The sequence below is a fragment of the Sulfitobacter sp. D7 genome, assembly GCF_003611275.1.
Lineage (GTDB): Bacteria > Pseudomonadota > Alphaproteobacteria > Rhodobacterales > Rhodobacteraceae > Sulfitobacter > Sulfitobacter profundi.
Genome location: NZ_CP020694.1, coordinates 1,567,088 through 1,587,174, shown reverse-complemented (window position 1 = coordinate 1,587,174; position 20,087 = coordinate 1,567,088). Strand labels below are relative to the sequence as shown.

At 61.5% G+C, this 20,087-nt stretch carries 21 protein-coding genes; 13 read left to right on the top strand and 8 right to left on the bottom strand.

Going from position 1 to position 20,087, the window contains the following annotated elements:
• Positions 1-17 precede the first annotated feature (17 nt).
• Positions 18-950 carry an ACP S-malonyltransferase gene (fabD, locus tag B5M07_RS07685; RefSeq protein ID WP_120350865.1) on the bottom strand — a complete coding sequence of 311 codons (933 nt, stop codon included), beginning with the start codon at positions 948-950 and terminating at the stop codon, positions 18-20.
• Positions 951-1,164: 214 nt separating this feature from the next.
• Here fabD and rpsF point away from each other — a divergent pair, with 214 nt between their 5' ends.
• From rpsF to B5M07_RS07655, 6 genes are all read left to right on the top strand, one after another.
• The gene (gene rpsF / locus B5M07_RS07680) at positions 1,165-1,518 is read left to right on the top strand and encodes a 30S ribosomal protein S6 (RefSeq protein WP_007119975.1); all 354 of its coding nucleotides are present in this window, start codon (positions 1,165-1,167) and stop codon (positions 1,516-1,518) included.
• A 28-nt stretch (positions 1,519-1,546) separates the two neighbouring features.
• A complete protein-coding gene (rpsR, locus tag B5M07_RS07675) occupies positions 1,547-1,774 on the top strand; it encodes a 30S ribosomal protein S18 (protein ID WP_005852865.1) in 228 nt (75 codons plus the stop codon).
• A gap of 11 nt (positions 1,775-1,785) precedes the next feature.
• A complete protein-coding gene (gene rplI, locus B5M07_RS07670) occupies positions 1,786-2,412 on the top strand; it encodes a 50S ribosomal protein L9 (protein ID WP_120350864.1) in 627 nt (208 codons plus the stop codon).
• A gap of 161 nt (positions 2,413-2,573) precedes the next feature.
• Positions 2,574-2,864, top strand: coding sequence for a hypothetical protein (locus B5M07_RS07665; protein ID WP_067626666.1), 291 nt, complete (start codon positions 2,574-2,576; stop codon positions 2,862-2,864).
• A 127-nt stretch (positions 2,865-2,991) separates the two neighbouring features.
• Positions 2,992-3,477: a lytic transglycosylase domain-containing protein gene (locus B5M07_RS07660; RefSeq protein ID WP_240791532.1), complete on the top strand. Its 486-nt coding sequence runs from the start codon at positions 2,992-2,994 to the stop codon at positions 3,475-3,477.
• 72 nt (positions 3,478-3,549) lie between these two features.
• On the top strand, positions 3,550-5,508 hold the full coding sequence (locus tag B5M07_RS07655) for a bifunctional 2',3'-cyclic-nucleotide 2'-phosphodiesterase/3'-nucleotidase (RefSeq protein ID WP_120350862.1): 1,959 nt from the start codon (positions 3,550-3,552) through the stop codon (positions 5,506-5,508).
• 474 nt (positions 5,509-5,982) lie between these two features.
• Here B5M07_RS07655 and tig read toward each other — a convergent pair whose 3' ends face one another.
• The 3 genes from tig to B5M07_RS07640 form a co-directional block, all read right to left on the bottom strand.
• Positions 5,983-7,314 carry a trigger factor gene (gene tig / locus B5M07_RS07650; RefSeq protein ID WP_120350861.1) on the bottom strand — a complete coding sequence of 444 codons (1,332 nt, stop codon included), beginning with the start codon at positions 7,312-7,314 and terminating at the stop codon, positions 5,983-5,985.
• Positions 7,315-7,468: 154 nt separating this feature from the next.
• Positions 7,469-8,389, bottom strand: a complete 921-nt coding sequence (locus tag B5M07_RS07645; protein WP_120350860.1) for a calcium/sodium antiporter — start codon at positions 8,387-8,389, stop codon at positions 7,469-7,471.
• Between the two features lie 126 nt (positions 8,390-8,515).
• Entirely contained in the window at positions 8,516-8,800 is a 285-nt protein-coding gene (locus tag B5M07_RS07640; protein ID WP_067938722.1) for a DUF2312 domain-containing protein, read from the bottom strand.
• 108 nt (positions 8,801-8,908) lie between these two features.
• On the opposite strand from B5M07_RS07640, the gene B5M07_RS07635 reads away from it, so the two are divergent.
• Positions 8,909-9,148: a hypothetical protein gene (locus B5M07_RS07635; protein WP_205570913.1), complete on the top strand. Its 240-nt coding sequence runs from the start codon at positions 8,909-8,911 to the stop codon at positions 9,146-9,148.
• 68 nt (positions 9,149-9,216) lie between these two features.
• Positions 9,217-9,639: a TIGR01244 family sulfur transferase gene (locus B5M07_RS07630; protein WP_120350859.1), complete on the top strand. Its 423-nt coding sequence runs from the start codon at positions 9,217-9,219 to the stop codon at positions 9,637-9,639.
• Here B5M07_RS07630 and B5M07_RS07625 read toward each other — a convergent pair.
• The 4 genes from B5M07_RS07625 to B5M07_RS07610 all read right to left on the bottom strand — a co-directional run bounded on the left by B5M07_RS07625 (position 9,636) and on the right by B5M07_RS07610 (position 14,470).
• Positions 9,636-12,386, bottom strand: a complete 2,751-nt coding sequence (locus tag B5M07_RS07625; RefSeq protein ID WP_254693978.1) for an ATP-binding protein — start codon at positions 12,384-12,386, stop codon at positions 9,636-9,638. The genes B5M07_RS07630 and B5M07_RS07625 overlap by 4 nt on opposite strands.
• Positions 12,386-12,688: a hypothetical protein gene (locus tag B5M07_RS07620; RefSeq protein WP_120350858.1), complete on the bottom strand. Its 303-nt coding sequence runs from the start codon at positions 12,686-12,688 to the stop codon at positions 12,386-12,388. Before B5M07_RS07620 ends, B5M07_RS07625 begins: the two co-directional genes overlap by 1 nt.
• A 6-nt stretch (positions 12,689-12,694) precedes the next feature.
• Positions 12,695-13,063 carry a response regulator transcription factor gene (locus B5M07_RS07615; protein ID WP_067628389.1) on the bottom strand — a complete coding sequence of 123 codons (369 nt, stop codon included), beginning with the start codon at positions 13,061-13,063 and terminating at the stop codon, positions 12,695-12,697.
• A gap of 114 nt (positions 13,064-13,177) precedes the next feature.
• A complete protein-coding gene (locus B5M07_RS07610; RefSeq protein WP_120350857.1) occupies positions 13,178-14,470 on the bottom strand; it encodes a helix-turn-helix domain-containing protein in 1,293 nt (430 codons plus the stop codon).
• Between the two features lie 234 nt (positions 14,471-14,704).
• Between B5M07_RS07610 and B5M07_RS07605 the strand changes: the two genes are divergently transcribed.
• From B5M07_RS07605 to B5M07_RS07585, 5 genes are all read left to right on the top strand, one after another.
• Positions 14,705-16,051 carry a substrate-binding protein gene (locus B5M07_RS07605; protein ID WP_067628327.1) on the top strand — a complete coding sequence of 449 codons (1,347 nt, stop codon included), beginning with the start codon at positions 14,705-14,707 and terminating at the stop codon, positions 16,049-16,051.
• Between the two features lie 103 nt (positions 16,052-16,154).
• Positions 16,155-17,183: a branched-chain amino acid ABC transporter permease gene (locus tag B5M07_RS07600; RefSeq protein ID WP_120350856.1), complete on the top strand. Its 1,029-nt coding sequence runs from the start codon at positions 16,155-16,157 to the stop codon at positions 17,181-17,183.
• 3 nt (positions 17,184-17,186) lie between these two features.
• A complete protein-coding gene (locus B5M07_RS07595; protein ID WP_120350855.1) occupies positions 17,187-18,392 on the top strand; it encodes a branched-chain amino acid ABC transporter permease in 1,206 nt (401 codons plus the stop codon).
• A gap of 10 nt (positions 18,393-18,402) precedes the next feature.
• Complete coding sequence (locus tag B5M07_RS07590; protein ID WP_120350854.1) at positions 18,403-19,167, top strand: ABC transporter ATP-binding protein; 765 nt, start codon at positions 18,403-18,405, stop codon at positions 19,165-19,167.
• Between the two features lie 33 nt (positions 19,168-19,200).
• On the top strand, positions 19,201-19,953 hold the full coding sequence (locus B5M07_RS07585; RefSeq protein WP_067628335.1) for an ABC transporter ATP-binding protein: 753 nt from the start codon (positions 19,201-19,203) through the stop codon (positions 19,951-19,953).
• Positions 19,954-20,087 lie beyond the last annotated feature (134 nt).

Genomic DNA, 20,087 nt, shown 5'->3' with positions numbered 1-20,087 from the left:
CTCGGCCCTCCGGGGCGTTACGCCTCTTTCGCGGCTGTGACCTCATCCGGCGTGCCGATGCTGCGGGTGGCGACGGATTTGTCGATCCGGCGGATCATGCCCGACAGCGCCTTGCCCGCGCCGATCTCCCATGCTTCGGTCACGCCCTGCGCGGCCATCCACTCAACCGAAGACCGCCAGCGCACCCGGCCTGTGACCTGCTCGACCAGCAACTCGCGAATCTTCGCGGCATCGGTGACGGCCTGCGCAGTGACATTGGCGACCAGCGGCACGACGGGATCATTAAACGTAACCTCACCCAAAGCGCGCGCCATCTCATCCGCCGCAGGCCCCATCAACGGGCAATGGAAAGGCGCAGAGACCGGCAGCAGCAACGCCCGTTTGGCGCCAGCATCCTTGGCCATGGCCACAGCACGTTCCACTGCGGCTTTGTGGCCCGACAATACGTTCTGACTGGGGTCGTTCTCATTGGCGACCTGACAGACCTCGCCCTCGGCGGCGGCTTCGGCCAGTTTCTCGGTCTCTTCGATGCCAAGGCCAAGGATCGCCGCCATGGCCCCCTCACCCACTGGGACAGCGGCCTGCATCGCCTTGCCGCGAATGCGGAGCAGCCGTGCGGTGTCGGCAAGCGACAGCGACCCTGCGGCGCAAAGCGCGGAATACTCGCCAAGACTATGGCCCGCCACAAAGGCCGCTTTGCCAACCTCGATCCCTTCGGCCTTCAGCGCGGCCATCGCCGCCATCGACGTGGCCATTAACGCAGGCTGGGCGTTCAGTGTGAGGGTCAGCGTCTCGATGTCCCCCTCCCAGATCAGGTCAGACAGTTTTTCGCCAAGGGCGTCATCGACTTCTTGGAAAACGGCGCGGGCTTCAGGATAGGCTTCGGCCAGATCGCGGCCCATGCCGATGGTCTGGGCACCCTGGCCCGGGAAAACGAATGCAATGCTCATGGTTGCGGCCTCTCTTATGCGTTTTGCCTGATGTATCCTCTGCGCCCCAGCCGAACAAGCCTTGCCGCAGGCGCTTGGGGCTTGCCGTGCGGCGCAAACCGTGTATACGGGCGCTTCCTTGCAAAGCATATGAACCGCGCAGACTCTCGTGGTGGGGTCGCAAGGATTTTGCCCCGCCTATGAAATGCGCCTTGATATAAATATAGGAGTGCACATGCCGCTATATGAGCATGTTATGATTGCGCGTCAGGACCTGTCCAACACGCAAGCAGAAGGCCTCATCGAACACTTTGGCACCGTCCTCGCGGACAACGACGGCAAGCTCGTCGACAGCGAGTACTGGGGCGTCAAAACGATGGCCTACAAGATCAACAAAAACCGCAAGGGCCACTATGCCTTCCTGCGTTCGGACGCCCCTGCGACCGCCGTGCAGGAAATGGAACGCCTGATGCGCCTGCATGACGACGTGATGCGCGTTCTGACCATCAAAGTTGATGAGCACAAAGAACTGCCGTCCGTACAGATGCAAAAGCGTGACGAGCGGCCCGACCGCCGCGAACGCCGTTGATCAACGCTTGAAGAAAAGGACTTAAATCATGGCTGCAAAACCATTTTTCCGTCGTCGTAAAGTGTGCCCTTTCTCGGGCGACAACGCACCTGCGATTGACTACAAGGACACACGTCTGCTGCAACGCTACATCTCTGAGCGTGGCAAGATCGTTCCTTCCCGTATCACCGCCGTATCGGCCAAGAAGCAACGCGAACTGGCCCGTGCCATCAAACGCGCTCGTTTCCTCGCCCTGCTGCCCTACGCCGTTAAGTAAGGAGAGAGCACATGCAAGTTATCCTTCTGGAACGTGTGGCCAAACTGGGCCAGATGGGCGAAGTCGTCGACGTGAAGTCGGGCTACGCTCGCAACTACCTTCTGCCCCAAGGCAAGGCGCTGTCGGCCTCCAAGGCCAACGTCGAAGCCTTCGAAGGTCAGAAAGCCCAGCTTGAGGCGCAAAACCTCGAGACCAAAAAAGAAGCCGAAGCCATGTCGGAAAAGCTGAACGGTCAGCAATTCGTCGTGATTCGCTCTGCTTCCGACGCTGGCGCGCTTTACGGCTCTGTCACCACACGTGACGCCGCCGAAGCAGCAACAGCCGAAGGTTTCTCGGTCGACCGCAAGCAGGTTGTTCTGGGCCAGCCCATCAAAGATCTGGGTGTCCACGAAGTTCAGGTTGTTCTGCACCCCGAAGTGACCGCCACAATCGAGCTGAACGTTGCACGTTCGCCCGAAGAGGCCGAGCTTCAGGCGTCGGGCAAATCGATTCAGGAACTGGCCGCCGAAGAGGAAGCCGCAGCTGAATTCGAGATCTCCGAACTCTTTGACGACATCGGCTCTGCCGCTGACGAAGACGGCGACTCGGACGTGGTGCGCACCCCTGAGGGCGACGCGCAGGACGACAGCAACAGCTGATCCGACCTGTCCGATCTGACATAAAACGCCGCGCGGCTTTCCGCGCGGCGTTTTTTTATGCGCTAGCCTGTCGCAAGGCCCGCCTGCACCTCTCGCGCGAAATCCTGTAAAAACAGTCCATTCTGTGCTATGCTACCTCCATTCAGCATGGAGGATGACACATGCGTTACATCACCATCACCACCTGGGAGATCGCCGACGGGGCGGATTACGACGTGGCCCTACGCGCCATCGAAGAAAAGCGCCTGCCCGCCCTCAAAAGCTTTGGCGCTAGCCGCGTTACCGTGGTCCGCACCTCTGAGCGCACCAGTGCCGCAATCACCGAATGGCCCGACAAGGCCACGCGCGACGCTGCCGAACTCAAGATCGACGAGGTTCGCCGCTCGGTGAAGCGCGAAGATCAGACCCGCATGACCGGTGAAATGAAAGGCGAAATCGTCGCTGACGTCTAAGCGTGGCGGAAAGCCGCGCTTTGCGCCCCAACCGCTGGGCAAGGGGCCGCGTATGTTTTGCCGACACGCTTGCCCGAAAGGCCCGCAGCGGTGATCTTCGCGCCGATATAACAAGCCTCGGTGCATCATGCCTCAGACAACACGCCGCATGTTTCTCTCTTTCATCGCTGCCAGTACGATCACCGCGTGCAGCGCTGCGCCCGAAGTCTCTCCCACGCCCCCGCAGCGCCCGGCCCTGCCCCTGCACCCGAATGAGACACCCGACCTGCGGCGCAAGATCAACCACTGGGCCGACTTCTACGATCTGCCGCGCCCTCTGGTTCATCGTCTGGCCATCCGCGAAAGCACCCATAACCCGCGCGCCCGCAACGGCCCATATTACGGCCTGCTGCAAATCCTGCCCGCCACCGCCCGCTCCATGGGGTTCCAAGGCAGCGCGTCTGACCTTTTGGACGCCGACACCAATCTGAAATACGCCCTGAAATACCTGCGCGGCGCTTGGCTTTTGTCCGACGGAGACCACGGCACCGCCATCAAGTGGTACGCCCGCGGCTATTATTACGAAGCCAAGAAACGCGGTATGCTGGTGGAAACCGGCCTGAGGGGCGGGTGATTAATTTTTAGGCTTGCGCGGCCTCTCGCTTCGCCGCAGGTAGGTGTTAATCACGTTAAGAAGGAACGCCGCATGACCCTCCGCCTCAACCGCCGTCACTTTCTCGCCGGCTCTGCCGGACTGCTGGCCCTTCACCCCTTCTCTCTCCGCGCTGCCGCCAATCAAGCGCACCTGCGACTGATGGAGACGACGGATCTGCATGTGCATGTCTTTCCCTATGACTATTACGCCGACAAAGAGGTCGACACCGTCGGGCTTTCCCGCACCGCCAGCATCGTCAAGTCGATCCGCGCCGAGGCGACCAATACGCTGATGCTCGACAACGGCGACTTCCTGCAGGGCAACCCGATGGGCGACTACATCGCCTATGAGCGCGGCATGAAAGAAGGCGACATGCATCCGGTGATCCAAGCGATGAATACGCTTGGCTTTGACGCCTCGACCTTGGGCAATCATGAATTCAACTACGGGCTTGATTTCTTGATGAAATCCCTCGCCGGGGCCGACTTCCCGGTGGTCAGCGCCAATGTCGTCAAAAAGGTCGGGGCCAAGCCCAGTGACGATGACACGCTGGTCAAACCCTATGTCTTACTGGACCGAATGTTGACCGATGGCGCGGGCGAGGCCCATCCAATCAAGATCGGCATCATCGGCTTTGTCCCGCCGCAGATCATGGCATGGGACCGCCGCCATCTCGAAGGCAAAGTGCAGGCGCGCGACATCCTCGAGACCGCCCGCGCTTGGGTGCCGCAGATGAAAGAGGCTGGCGCCGATATCATCATCGCGCTGTCGCATTCGGGCATTGGGGCCGCCAAAGAAGAAGACATGATGGAGAACGCTTCCGTCCCCCTCGCCGCCGTTGACGGGATCGACGCCATCATGACCGGGCACAGCCACCTCGTCTTCCCCTCGGGCAGCTATGCGGACTATCCCGGCGTGGATGTGAGCGCCGGCACGATCCACGGCAAGCCCGCCACCATGGGCGGCTTCTGGGGCAGCCATCTGGGCCTTATCGACCTGATGTTGGAACGCGACGCGGGCGGTTGGCGCATCGCCAGCCACAGCGCCGAGGCGCGGGCCATTTCGCAGCGCAACGAAGACCGCTCGGTCATGCCGCTGGTGGAAAGCGACGCAGAGGTTCTGGCCTCGGTTCAGCAAGACCATGACGAAACGCTCGCCTATGTCCGCCGCGCCGTGGGCAAGACCGACGCCAATCTACACAGCTATTTCGCGCTGGTGGCCGATGATCCGTCGGTGCAGGTCGTCTCAAACGCGCAGCGCTGGTACATCGCACAGATGCTGAAAGGGACCGAGCATGAGGGGCTGCCGATCCTGTCTGCCGCCGCCCCCTTCAAGGCCGGTGGCCGGGGCGGGCCAGAGTATTACACCGATGTCCCCAAGGGTGATGTGGCGATCAAGAATGTGGCTGACCTCTACCTCTATCCCAACACCGCCCGCGCCGTGCGCGTCACCGGTGCGCAGGTGAAGGATTGGCTTGAGCGGTCAGCGGGCATGTTCAACCAGATCACCCCCGGCGAGGCCAACCAGCCGCTGCTGAACCCAGAGTTCCCCAGCTACAACTTCGATGTGATCGACGGCGTAAGCTATCAGATCGACCTCAGCCAGCCGTCCAAATTCGGCCCCAAGGGAACCGTGGCGAACTCTGAGGCGAACCGGATCGTGAACCTTGAGTTCGAAGGGCAACCGCTTGATCCCAATGCCGAATTCATCATCGCCACCAACAACTACCGCGCCAGCGGTGGCGGCGCATTCCCCGGCGCGAAGGGCGATACCATCGTCTTTGAAGGGCCCGACACCAACCGCGATGTGATTGTGCGCTATATCGTCGAAAAAGGCACCATCAGCCCCCGCGCCGATGGCAACTGGCGCTTTGCCCCGATGGAGGGCACCAGCGTGATGTTCGAAACCGGACCGAAGGCCGCGGATTACGTGGATGAGGTGACCGGCGTGGCGATGGAGCAGGTCAGCGATACGGAAAACGGCTTCGCCCAGTTCCGGATCACGTTGTAAGCTGTACGAAGCCTTGCCTGTCGGGGGTGGCCCACAGCGGGCCGCCTCTCTCCGCCGCCACTCAAGTTTCGACGTTGCCACAGAGGGCATCACCCTCCCCGGGGGGCGTTGCTACGCTTGGGTTCCCCGGTAATATGCCGAAACCGCTAACGCGCCAACCATCTGACGTTGCAAAATCGCCCTCCGGAGGGAAAGCGATGCCCGGTGTACCACCGGGGCGGGACATCTGTGATCCGTGGCTGATGTTCCTGCCAAGGTTCGGTAAACCTTCTGGCTCAGTCATTGGAGGCGGCAAGAAGGCCAGCAAACCGACTCTCACCACTGCCAAGTTTGGACATAGCGAAACCGCCCTCTGCAACTGAGGGTGATGCCCGCCATCCCGCCGGACGGCCCATTTCAACAACAACACCCCCCAAACGAAACAAGGGCGACGGTTGCCCGTCGCCCCTGCCCCGTAATCCGATCCGGTAAGACTTATTCGTCTTCCAGTTCCTCAACAGCCTTCTGCAGCTCTTCTTTCGAGATTTCTTTCTCGGTCACTTTGGCCTGTTCGACCACGTGATCGACAACCTTGTCCTCAAAGATCGGCGCGCGCATCTGCTGCTGCATCTGTTGGTTTTGCTGAACGAATTCAAAGAACTGGCGCTCTTGACCCGGGTACTGACGCGCCTGGTTCATGATCGCTTGGGTCATCTCGGCGTCGGTCACCTGAACGTCGGCCTTCTGGCCCAGTTCGGCCAGCAGCAGGCCAAGACGCACACGGCGCTCGGCCAGTGTCTTGTGCTCGTCTGAGGGCTCGATCTCGGGGTGATCGTGGCCTTCTACGTCAGGGTTTTCCTCGTGCCACAGCTGATGTGCGATCTGCTTGGCTTCGGCGTCAACCAGCGAGGGCGGCAGGTCAAAGCTGACTTCTTTGTCCAGCGCGTCCAACAGGTTACGCTTCATCACGGCGCGCGAGGCACCGGCGTATTCCGCTTCCAGACGCTCGGCGATCTGACCTTTCAGCGCGTCGAGATCCTCGGCACCGAATTTCTTTGCCATCTCGTCGTTCACTTCAGCAGCGACGGGCTCTTTCACTTCTTTGACGGTGCAAGCGAAGGTCGCTTCCTTACCGGCCAGATGCTCGGCCTGATACTCTTCGGGGAAGTTCACGACGACGGACTTTTCTTCGCCCGCCTTAACGCCGACCAGCTGCTCTTCAAAGCCGGGGATGAAGGAGTTGGAGCCCAGAACCAGCGGGTAATCTTCGGCAGCGCCACCTTCGAATTCTTCACCGTCGACGGAGCCTTTGAAGTCGATCACAACCTGATCGCCATCTTCCGCCTTGGCGCCCTCTTTGCGGGCTTTGAAGTCTTGTGCGGTTTCGGCAAGGCTTGCCAGGGCTTCTTCGACGGCGGCGTCATCGGCCTTGACCACCATCTTTTCCAGTTCGATCTTGCTCAGATCAACCTCGGGAATTTCGGGCAGCTTTTCGTAAGCCATGGAGACTTCGACGTCGTCGCCTTCTTTCCAGTCCTCATTGGTCATTTTGACCTCGGGCTGCATTGCGGGGCGGTCGCCGGACGTCTCAAAATGCTCTGCCATGGCGCCATCGATGCTTTCCTGCATCGCTTCGCCCATGATCCGCTGGCCGAACTGCTTTTTCAACAGCGCCATGGGAACCTTGCCCTTGCGGAAGCCCTTCATCTCGACTTCGGGCTGCGCTTCGGCCAGCTTTTCGTTGACCTTGGCTTCGAGTTCGGCGGCGGTCACGGTGATGTTGTAACCGCGTTTCAGACCTTCGTTCAGCGTCTCGTTGACCTGCATGTGTGCTCCATAGGGTAAGGCCGCGCGGCGGGGGCGCGGGCGAAAATTTGTGCCCTTCTATGGGGGTTGAACCGCCTGCGCAAGGGGGTCCGCGGTCCATCGCACCACATCCGCAGAAAACGCCCCCGCCCCTACGGCGGAACCCGCCCAGACCTCAGACCAAGAGCACCGCAATATAGCCCGCATAGGCCAATGCAAAGGCCGCCCCCTGACCGCGCGTCACGCGCCCGCCAAAGGCCGCGCAGGCGATCAGCGCCACGCTGGCCCCCAGCATCACCCAGATGTCGAGTGTGGCGATCTGAGCGGCCACATTGACCGGCTGGATCACCGCCGTGACCCCCAGCACACCAAGGATGTTAAAGATATTGGAGCCGACCACGTTGCCCAAAGCCACATCGCTCTGCCCGCGCCGGGCGGCGATGACCGATGTGACCAATTCCGGCATCGAAGTCCCCACTGCCACGATGGTCAACCCGATCACCGCCTCAGAGAGCCCCACGGCCTGCGCCAAGGCGACCGATCCCGTGACCAAAAACCGAGCCGAGACGATGGTTAGAACCAGCCCACCCAACAACCACAATAACGCCAGCCCGATCCGTGCTTGATCCGGCAAAGGCTCCGCCGCCTGCTGGCTGTTTCGATCACTGCGAAAGGTATAAATCAGGTAGGTCGCCAACCCCACGAGGGCCAAAATCCCCGCCAGCCGGTCGATGCGGCCCAGCATCACGAGGCCCAGACAAAGCAAGCTTGCCGCCAGCATCACTGTCCCGTCGCGCGCAAAGCTGCGCCGCGCGATGCCAATCGGCGCGATTAGTGCGGCAAGGCCGAGAATCAGCAGAATATTCGCGATGTTCGACCCGACGACATTGCCAAGCGCGATGTCCGGTGCCCCCAGCAAAGCCGCCTGAACAGAAGTCACCAATTCAGGCGCCGAAGTGCCAAACCCCACGACCGTCAGACCGATCACCAGTGGCGATAGCCCAACCCGCTGCGCCAGCGCCACCGCACCGCGCACCAGATACTCACCACCGAGCACGAGCCCCAGCAAACCGCTAAGGACAAACAGAATGTTCACGAGAAAAACTCACCGGTCTCAGACCATCGGGCGTCGCGGAGACCGCGCAGACGCCCGATGCAAATGGGCACGGGTGACAGGCATTCAAGGCCGCGCGGAAAATTCAGTTCCGCTGCGGCCGGGCGCTCACATGCCCAAGGCTTCTTTATACATCTCCATCACCGCTTCTTCTTCGGCGATGTCGTCCTTGTCACGCTTGCGCAGGGCGATCACCTTGCGCAGCACTTTGGTGTCGTAGCCGCGCGATTTCGCTTCGGACATCACCTCTTTTTGCTGCTCGGCGAGGTCTTTCTTTTCGGCGTCCAAACGCTCGATCCGCTCGACGAACTGGCGCAGCTCATTGGCGGTGACCCGGTAGGTCGCATCGCCTTGGGATTCGACGACATCGGGGTTGGTGCTGGTATCGCTCATGGAAAGTCCTCACGGATTGGCTGGCTCTGGCGGGTGTGACTACAGGCTGGATGCCCAGCCCGCAAGCGGGACTTGCCCCCCTTGGCGGTTTGGCGTAGCTCTGCCGCCATGGAAAGCGCAAACACATCTATTTTCGATCTCATGGTCTGGGGCGGCGCGGGTCTGTCCCTTCTGGGATTGCTCGGTCTTGGCTGGTGCATCGTCAAAGTGAGCCGTGCCAAACGCGCGCAGCTGGACGATGAGGCGATGCGCGTTGTATTGCGCAAAGTGGTGCCGTTGAACATGGGCGCGCTGTTTCTATCCGTCATCGGCCTGATGATGGTGATTTTGGGCATCTCTCTGGGCTGATCGGCGGGCGGTCGCGGCGGGTCTTAGCCGTCTCTGGACAGGGCCGCTGCATCTGCTTAAATCGACGCATGGATATTCGCCAAATCACCCCCCGCTATTTCGTCGCCCCGCAGATCGAGCCCGGTGACATGGAAAGCCTGCGCGCTCATGGCATCACCCGCATTCTGTGCAACCGCCCCGATGCGGAAGTGCCGCCCAGCCATCAAGCCGCCGCCATGCGCGACGCGGCCGAAGCGGCGGGCATCGCCTTTGCCGAGCAACCGCTGACCCATCAGACCATGACCCCCGATGTCATTGCCAACAACCGCGCCCTTGGGGTCGAGACGGATGACACCGTGCTGGCCTATTGCGCCTCCGGCACCCGTTCGACCATCGCTTGGGCCTTGGGTCAAGCCGGTGAGATGGACAGCGACGCGATCATCGAAGCGGCGCGTCAGGGGGGCTATGACCTTGAAAACATGCGCCCGATGCTGGGCCAGAGCTACAGCTAAGACCGCGTATCGGCCCCGACCACGGGGCCGACTACTGGGCCGGTGTCCTTTGCAGGCGGTGTCAGGACGCTCTGCGGCAATTGCACCCGGAACGCCGTGCCGGGCACATTCCCCAAAAAGCTGATCTCGCCGCCCAAGCGGCACATGATCTCGCGACAGATGGCAAGGCCGAGCCCCGCGCCATCGCCCTCTCCGGTGATGCGCGAAAATTTCTCGAAAATCAGCGCCTCTGAGCCCGCGTCGATCCCGTGGCCGTTGTCGACGAAATCGATCACCAGCCCCTGCGCCGTGACCTGTGCCGAGATCACCAGTTGCGGCTGATCTGCAGCGCAGTATTTGCGCGCATTGGTAACAAGGTTGATGAACACCTGCACCAGCCGGTCGAGGTCGCTGGTCAGGGTGATATCCTCAGCCTGCGGATCGCGCAGCACCTTAAGCGGTCGCGTGGCCCCGGCCTGCGCAGTGGTCACCGCCAGATCAAGCAGATCGCGCAGCTTGCCCTCCCGCTGGTTCAGCGTCACCTGCCCGTTCTCCAGCACAGACAGGTCCAGCAGATCGTCCAAGAGCCGGGTCAGGCGGATCGTCTCGCTGTGGATGATCGTGGCGTAGCGATTCTTATCCGCGTCCGTGAGACCCGGCGCGTCGCGTAGGATTTCCGAAAACGATCGGATCGACGTCATCGGCGTGCGCAGTTCATGGCTGATCTGGCTCAGAAAACTGTCCTTTTGCAGCGACAATTGAGTGAGCTTTTCATTCGCCGCGCGCAGCTGCGCCGCCGTTTCGGTCAACTCGCGCGATTTGGTTTCAAGCTGGCTGGAATACTCCAACATCTGCGCGGATTCGTCGGCCACGGCGAGCAGGTCTTGCACCGAAACAGACGCCCCGCCGACGATCTGCGCCACCATCGCATGGGCCGTCGCCGCCCCGACAGAGGCCGCCAACTCCCGCTCCAACGCCTGCACGAATCGCGGTGTGGGTTCCGGCAAGCGTTGCCCCTGCCCCTGCCGCTCGGCCTCACGGGTGAAAAACGCCTGCGCCTCCCGCGCGCCCAAGATCCGCTGCGCCATGATCATCAGGTCTTCGCTGCCCGCGACCGATGCCGTCCACCCCCGCGCCGGGCCGGAGTGGTCAAAGACATTGACGAATTGCGCGCCCTGAAGCCGCTCCAGCGGCGCGGGGAAACTGAAAAGTGAGACGACCACAAAAACCAGCGTGTTCAGCGCAAGGCTCCAGACCACCGCATGCACGGTCGGATCGATCCCGGCGATGCCGAACAGCGCCTCGGGGCGCAGCCATGCCAGCCCCCAAAGCCCGCTCTCCAAGGTCGCGCTCGACAATGCCACATCCGCGCCGAAACTGGGCAGCAGCATGGTGAAAACCCAGAGCACAAAACCCGTGCCCAGCCCACAAAGCGCGCCTGCCCGCGTGGCACCGCGCCAGAGCACGCCGCCCAGCATCGCTGGCAAAAACTGCGCCACCCCGCCGAAAGAGATCGTGCCAATTGCCGCCAGCGCCCCGCTGCCGCCCGAGGCGCGGTAGTAAAGATAGCCCAAGCCTACCACGCAAAAGATCGACAGCCGCCGCGCGAGGATCACGATATTGCGTACATCTCCCGACTGCGTGGCCCCATCGCGCCGCAGCGCCAGCCAGATTGGCATGACGATGTGGTTGCTGACCATCGTCGACAGCGCCAGCGTGGCGACGATCACCATCGACGTGGCCGAGGAAAAACCGCCCAAGAAGGACAGCATCGCCAGCCCGTTCTGCCCTTGGCTAAGCGGCAGACTGAGGACAAACAGATCGGGGTTCGCGCCTTCAGGCATCAAGTCCAGCCCCACAACCGCGATTGGCACGACGAAAAGGCTCATCAGCATCAGATAAAGCGGGAAGGCCCAACTGGCGATCTGCAACTGGCGCTCGTCGTCATTCTCAACGACCATCACCTGAAACATGCGCGGCAGGCACAAAAGCGCGGCCCCCGAAAGGACCGTCAGCGCGGCCCAACGACTGCCCTGCACCTCCCACTGGCCAATGTCCGAGGCATCGATCCGCGCCAAGGTCTCACCCAAGCCTCCGGCAAGACCCCAGATCACGTAGATACCGACCGCCACCAGCGCCAGCAGCTTGACCACAGCCTCCACCGCGATGGCGATGACAACGCCGTGGTGCCGCTCGTTCACGTTCAGGTTCCGTGTGCCGAAAAGCACCGTAAACAGCGTCAGCCCCGCCGCCACCCACAGGGCGGCCTGCCCGCGGTTGATGACATCGCCCCCCGCCTCGGCCAGCGGCACATCGGGGGCGGCGAAAATCGACAGAGACAAGATAACTGATTGCAATTGCAGCGCAATATAGGGCGTCACGCCGATCACGGCCATGACCGTCACCACGATCGCCAGCGTGTTGGATTTGCCGTAGCGCGACGAAATCAGGTCAGCGATTGAGGTCACCCGGTGGCTCCGCCCGATGCGCACCAGCCGTCGCAAGCCCCACCACCAGCCGATCATCACCAGCGACGGGCCGAGGTAGATCGTCACATACTCCAACCCTGAGCGCGCGGCGTAGCCCACCGCGCCGTAAAAGGTCCAAGCGGTGCAGTAGATCGACAGCGACAGGGTATAGACCAACGGTGAGCGCAGCAGCCAGCCGCCCTGCCCGCGCAGGGCCGCGCGTTCGGCGGCAAAGGCCACGATGAACAGCCCCGCGACATACATCAGACAAACCGCTACCAACTGGTTGAGCGACACCATCAGCGCGGCCCGTCCTTGGTATCGGCACCCCCGTCCGTCGCCACATCGCGCGTGCGCCGCCAGAGCGCCCATGTCGCCAAGATCAGCAACGCCCAAACCCCAAAGAGATAGCGCAGCGCCACGCTCATCGCGATTGTCGGCTTGCTGGGTTCGAGGGTGGCGTCAGGCAGGATCTCTGGCACGGGCCACAACAACGGCACCATCCACAGCATCAGCCCCAGAAACGGCAGCAACCGCACCGCATCCATCATGCGCCGCTGGCGGTAGCCGCGTTTTTCCAAAAAGATCGGAGGGCGTGGCATGGTGGGTTAACTGGCGATCAGGTCGCGCACCGCGTCCAGCATCTCTGAGTTCGAAAACGGCTTGGTCATAAAGCGGCTGACCCCGGCCTTCTCGGCCATGGCGCGGTCCCGGCTTTGGCCGCGCGCGGTCAGCATCAGAACCGGCAATTCCCCCATCGCCGGGTCGCCGCGCAGCTCATCGAGTATTTCAAACCCGCTTTTGCCCGGCAGCATGACATCCAGCATCACCAAATCGGGCGATGCCTTGCGGATCACCTCTACCGCACCCGATCCATTGGCCAGCGTCTCCACCCGCCAGCCCTCTTGGCCCAACAAAAAGCGGATGGCCTCGGCGATATTCACCTCGTCCTCCACCAGAACTACGAGTTTGCTCATCGGCAAAAAATCTCCCCCTCGGTGTACGTTCGCCCCGTCTTGTTGCGGGGTCACGCGCACCGGGGCGAGCATGCATCGGTTTGGCAGCGCTGTCAAAAACTGCCTGAACCCCTGCTAGATTCCGTCGCGCAGGATCGACGGCTCACGCCGCGCGCGGCATCCTTCCACCGGACAAATGCGGCAGGTTGCGCCCACGGGCTGCGCGGGGGCCGCCCCTGATGGCACCGGCAAAAGCAACATGACCGATTGGCTCAAGGGCGGCGTATTGTAGGCGGCAGCGGCTTGAACCTCGCAGGTCGCGATCGCTTCGAACTGCGCCTGACCCCGGCCCATCTGCATGACGCGGGATTTCATCACCAGCCCCGGCTGGCCCTGCACCGCAAAAAGCGGCCAAAGCGGGCAACAGGCCCCAAAGCGTGGCACGGTGAACCCTTCGATCGATTTGGCAAAGGTCACGCTGCCCGAGCGGTCACAGACCACCAGCCCCGCGCCCAAATCGGGCAAAGACGCCAAGCGCCGCAGCACCCGGCCCATCGGCTGGTCCAACCGGCGCGCCAATTCGGCTGGGTCATGGCCCGTCTCCTCAACGGTCCGCTCCAAACGCGCCAAGGGCAACGCCGCCGCGTCCCGGGCGATCTGCTGCAACACCCCCGTCGCGATATGCTGCGCGGCCTTGGTCTTGAGCGCATCGGCCTGCGCCACAAGCGCCGCGATTGCCTCTTGCGGGGCGCGGGCCTGCTCCAACGGGTCAAAACGGTAGTCATGCGCGGCGAGGAAGGTTTCCACCTCCGCCTGCGGGGAATGGGCCACCTCACGGGTCTCGGCGGCATTGTCGAAATAGGTGACCAGCGCCTGCGCGCTGTCGGACAGGCGGCGGCTGTCTTGGTGGATATTCGTATGAAACCTGTCGCGCCATTCGGGTTGCAGACTGTCCGTCTCTGCCAAAATAGAGGCGGTCGAGCGGATGGCGGCGGCCGTACTCAGCAATTCATGCATCGACGTGGCAAGCTGCGGGTCATGGGCCAAACGGTCAGACAGCGCCTCAACCGTCTGCTCTAGGGCCGCGATGCGACGCTGGCTGCTGGCAAGCACCTTGGCCCAGCCCGGAAACCGCCCGGCAAATTCATCCGCCCGGTCGCTCTCGGGCCCGGTAAGCGCTGCATCCTCTGCCGCTTCGCGCAGTGTGGCGATCAGCGCGGCTTCGGCCCCTTCGGTCAACGCCTGCGGCTCGACACCAAGCGCATGGGCGATATTGAGCAACAGCTTCCCGCCGATTCTGCGCCGGTTATGCTCGATCAAATTCAGATAGCTGGCCGAGATCCCGCTTTGTTGTGCCAGTTCGGCCTGTTTCAGCCCCGCCATCACGCGCCGCTCACGGATGCGGCTGCCGGTCAGCCCCTCACGCATGGGACCGCGCCGCGCGATAATTCATGCGTTGTTTCAAGGTCTTTCTGCGGCGCAACATCATATTCTTTACAAACCTCCCTGGACGGTTGCGAATATATTTACAAAAAAATCGTTTCGATCAAGCGCCTTATTGATCGGTTTTCAGTTTTCGCGCCATAGTTTCTTTGCACTATTGCGTGTTGTGGCATCGGGGGGAGGTTCCGGTGCCGCGACTTACAAAAATGGGAGGACTTCATGTCGTTTACGAAACTGACACGCCGCGGGCTGATTCAGACCGGCGCGGTTGCCGGTGCAGGGTTGGCGCTGCCGACCTATCTGCGCGCCGAGGCGCACGCGGGCTTTACCAATGCCCCCACGGGCAGCACGGTCACGCTGGGCTTTAACGTGCCCCAGACCGGCCCCTATGCCGAAGAAGGGCTGGACGAGTTGCGCGCCCAAGAGCTTGCGGTCGAGCACCTTAATGGCGGGGGCGACGGCGGCATGATGAACACCTTCAGCTCCAAGGCGCTGAAAGGGAACGGCATTCTGGGCAAGAAGGTCGAATATGTCACCGGCGACACCCAGACCAAATCCGACGCCGCCCGCGCATCCGCCAAGGCGATGATCGAAAAAGACGGCGCTGTGATGATCAACGGCGGCTCGTCCTCGGGCGTGGCCGTGGCGGTTCAGGGCCTGTGTCAGGAAGCGGGCGTGATCTTCATGGCCGGTCTGACACACTCCAACGACACCACGGGCAAAGACAAAAAGGCCAATGGTTTCCGTCACTTCTTTAACGGTTACATGTCCGCCGCCGCCCTCGCGCCGGTGCTGAAAAACGCTTACGGCGAGGACCGCCGCGCGTACCATCTGACAGCCGACTACACATGGGGCTGGACCCAGCAGGAATCCATCGCCGCCGCGACCGAAGCGATGGGCTGGGAGACTGTGAACAACGTGCTGACGCCGCTGGCGAGCACGGATTTCAGCTCCTACATTGCGCCGGTTCTGAACTCCGGTGCCGATGTGCTGGTGCTGAACCACTACGGCGGAAACATGGTGAACTCGCTCACCAACGCGGTGCAGTTCGGCCTGCTGGACAAAGAAGTGAACGGCAAGAAATTCGAGATCGTCGTGCCGCTCTATTCCGAGCTTATGGCCGCAGGTGCCGGTGCCAACGTGCAGGGCGTTATCGGCTCGATGAACTGGAACTGGCAGCTGCAGGATGAAGGCTCCAAAGCCTTTGTGAAATCCTTTGGTGAGAAATATGGCCGTCCGCCTTCCAACTCCGCGCACACCTGCTACGTGCAGACGCTGCTCTATGCGGATGCGGTGGAACGCGCGGGCACCTTCAACCCCTGCGGTGTCGTTGAAGCGCTCGAAGATTTCGAGTTCGACGGTCTGGGCAACGGTCCGGTGCTGTATCGTGGCGACGACCACCAGTGTTTCAAAGACGTGCTGGTCATGAAAGGCAAGGAAAACCCGACCAACGAATATGACACGCTGGAGATCGTCGAGGTCACCCCGCGTGCACAGGTCGAATACGCCCCGGATCACCCCATGTTCGCCGGCGGCGAATTGGGCAAGTGCAACCCGGGCGCCTGATCCACTGAACCTTTGGGGGCGCATCGGCCTTGCGCCGCGCGCCCCCTTTTCTCACCACATGGGGCCCGCCCTCATGTGAACGCATCCCTAACAGGTGGGGTCCATGGACGCTGTTCTTCTGCAAATACTTAACGGGCTCGACAAGGGCTCGGCCTATGCGCTGATTGCGCTTGGGCTCACATTGATCTTTGGCACGCTTGGCGTAGTTAACTTCGCTCATGGGGCGCTGTTCATGATCGGGGCCTTCTGCTCGGTCACGCTGCAACGGCTACTGACGCTGAGTTTCGATACCATCGACGAGACCCAGAAGGATTTTCTGGGCAATCCGCTGAAGGTCAAAACCCCCTATGTCGAAAACTGGTTCGGTCCCGAGATGGGACAGGCCATCATCGACTGGTCGGTGCCGCTGGCGATCCTCTTTGCGATCCCAGTGATGCTGTTGATCGGCTTTGTCATGGAACGTGGGTTGATCAAGCATTTCTACAAACGCCCCCATGCGGATCAGATCCTTGTGACCTTTGGCCTCGCCATCGTGTTGCAAGAGGTGGTCAAGTATTTCTACGGCGCCAATCCGATCCCCACGCCCGCGCCCGAAGTGTTCAAAGGCAGCTTTGACTTCGCGCCGCTCTTGGGCTTGGACACGTCGCTGGCCTACCCCTACTGGCGTCTGGTCTATTTCGGCTTTTCCACGGTTATCATCGCCGCCGTCTTTGCTTTCTTGCAATTCACCACCTTCGGCATGGTTGTCCGCGCCGGCATGGCAGACCGCGAAACCGTTGGGCTTTTGGGCATCGACATCGACCGCCGCTTTACCATCATGTTCGGCATCGCCGCCGCCGTGGCGGGGCTTGCGGGCGTGATGTATGCGCCGATCAACTCACCCAATTATCACATGGGCATGGACTTTCTGGTGCTGAGCTTCGTTGTCGTCGTTGTCGGTGGCATGGGCTCTCTGCCCGGCGCGGTGCTGGCGGGGTTCCTGCTGGGAATCCTCGAAAGTCTCGCCTCCATGAATGAAATCAAAAGCATCATCTACGGTATCGACCAGATCATCATCTACGTCGTTGCCATCGTGATCCTGCTGGTCCGCCCGCGCGGTCTGATGGGGCGCCGCGGCGTGATGGAGGAATAAGACATGTTCGGACTGGAAAAACGCGATACGCTTCTCTTGGGGGTCGTGGTCGTTCTCACGCTCTTTGCCCCCTTCATCCTCAACCCCTTTCCGGCGGATTCGGGCCTTGCGCAATTCAACGCAGGCTACCCCGACCTGATGCAACGCTTTGTGATCTTTGGCATCTTTGCCATCGGGTTTAACATCCTCTTTGGGCTGACCGGCTATCTCTCCTTTGGTCACGCGGCCTTTCTGGGTGTCGGTTCTTACTCTGCCGTCTGGATGTTCAAACTGCTCAGCTACAATGTCGTGCCCGCGCTGGTACTGGCCGTCATCATGGCGGGGCTGTTCTCGGCGCTCATCGGCTTTATCAGCCTGCGGCGGTCGGGCATCTACTTCTCCATCCTGACGCTGGCCTTTGCGCAGATGTCGTTCAACCTCGCCTATTCGGTGCTGACGCCGATCACCAACGGTGAGACGGGTTTGCAGATCTACAACTCTGACCCGCAATATCTCCAGTCCGTCGACGCGCCTTCATTCCCCAACCTCTTTGGCGCGGCGATGAACTCTTCGACGACGCTGTTCTTCGGCGGATGGACCTTTACCTTTTCCGTTGGCTACTACTTCTGCGCAATCTTCCTGATCCTCGCCTTCTATCTGGCGATCCGCATCTTCCGCTCGCCCTTTGGGATGATGCTGCGGGCGGTGAAGTCGAACCAGCAGCGGATGAACTACACGGGCCTGAACACCCGGCCCTACACGCTGGCGGCATTTGTGATCTCTGGCATGTATGCCGGGCTGGCCGGTGGCCTGCTGGCCGCGATGGACCCGCTTGCCGGGGCTGAGCGGATGCAGTGGACGGCCTCAGGCGAAGTGGTGCTGATGACCATCCTTGGCGGCGCGGGCACCTTGATCGGGCCGGTGCTGGGCGCAGGGTTCATCAAGTACTTTGAAAACATCTTTGCCAAGATCAACGACAACGTGCTGCACGGCTGGTTCGCCTTCATGCCAGATGGGATCGAAGACGCGATGGTCGCGATCATCCACCCCTTCGTCGGCAAGGGCTGGCACCTCACGCTGGGCTTGCTGTTCATGCTGGTCGTGATCTTCCTGCCCGGTGGGCTGGTCGAAGGTGGCCAACGTCTGGGCCGTGTCTTCCGCCGCCGGGACAAGAATGCAGGCTCGGTCGAGGCCGACGCCGCCCAACGCCGCAGCGAAGCCGCAGAATAGGAGAGACATCATGTCCATTCTGGAAGTCAAAAATGTCGGCAAACGCTTTGGCGGTCTGCAGGCGCTGAGCGATGTGAACCTGAGCGTGGCGGAGAACTCCGTCCATGCGATCATCGGCCCCAACGGGGCAGGCAAATCCACCCTGCTGAACTGTCTGGTGGGCAAGCTTATCCCCGATACCGGCTCGGTCATGTTCGACGGCCAGTCGGTGCTGGGGCGCAAACCCTATGAGATCAACCAGATGGGCATCAGCCGCGTATTCCAAACGCCTGAAATTTTTGGCGATCTCACGGTGATGGAGAACATGCTGATCCCCTGCCTTGCCAAACGCGACGGGGCATTCCAACTCAACGGTTGGTCGCGCGTCGTGGGCCAGCAAGATGTGATCGACAAGGCCGAGGAAATGCTGCGCGACATGAACATGATCGACAAGCGACATATGCATGCGGCGTCCCTCTCGCGGGGGGACAAACGGCGGCTGGAGATCGCGATGTGCCTTGCCCAAGATCCGCGCCTGCTGCTGCTGGACGAACCTACCGCGGGGATGGCGCGGGCCGATACCAACAATACGATCGACCTGCTGAAACAGATCAAGGACGAGCGCGACATTACCATCGCAATCATTGAACACGACATGCATGTGGTCTTTTCGCTGGCCGAGCGGATCACCGTGCTGGCCCAAGGCACGCCGCTGGTCGAAGACACCCCCGACCGGATCAAGGGCCACCCCAAGGTCCGCGAAGCCTATCTGGGCGAGAGCCAAGACGCTGCCTGATCTATCCTGTTGCCGAACCCCAAGGACACCCCGATGAGCACCGACACGCTAGACAAAAACGCCAACCACGCCCAAACCGCCCCGGCCTTCCTCTCGGTCTGGGACATTCACGCCTATTACGGCGAGAGCTATATCGTGCAGGGGGTGAGCTTTAACGTCCACGAAGGCGAAATTCTCGCGCTGCTGGGCCGCAACGGCGCGGGCAAGACCTCAACCCTGCGGGCCATCTCAAGGGTCAGCGACCCGGAACTCAAGCGCGGCGAGATTTGGCTCGATCATCAACCGCTGCACAATATGGCCAGCCACCAAGCCTCGGCTGCGGGGCTGGCGCTGGTGCCCGAAGATCGGCGCATCATTTCTGGCCTCACGGTCGAAGAGAACCTCAAGCTGGCCCAGATCGCCCCGCCCATCGGCTGGTCACTCGACCGGCTCTATGACCTCTTCCCGCGCCTGCGCGAACGGCGGAACCAAGAGGGGGTGACCCTTTCGGGCGGGGAGCAACAGATGCTCGCCATCGCCCGCGCCTTGGCCCGCGACATTAAGGTGCTGCTGCTGGATGAACCCTACGAAGGTCTTGCCCCGGTGATCGTAGATGAGATCGAAAAGACGCTGGGGCTGATCAAGGCGCAGGGCATCACCACCATTCTGGTTGAGCAGAACGCCGTGCGCGCCCTGAAACTGGCCGACCGTGCGGTGATCCTTGATACCGGCGGCGTGGTCTTTGACGGCACCGCGGCAGAGGTGTTGGACAACGCGGAACTGCGGGCGGAATACCTCGCGATCTGACCCTAGGTGACCTTGACCCGGTGCGCGAAGATGTGGCGCGGCCTCATTCTTGCGCCCCGGGGCCATTGCGCGGCAAAAAACCGATCCTACCCCCTAGACAACAGTTGGCTTTTCATGGCTTTGCCCATGCCCTA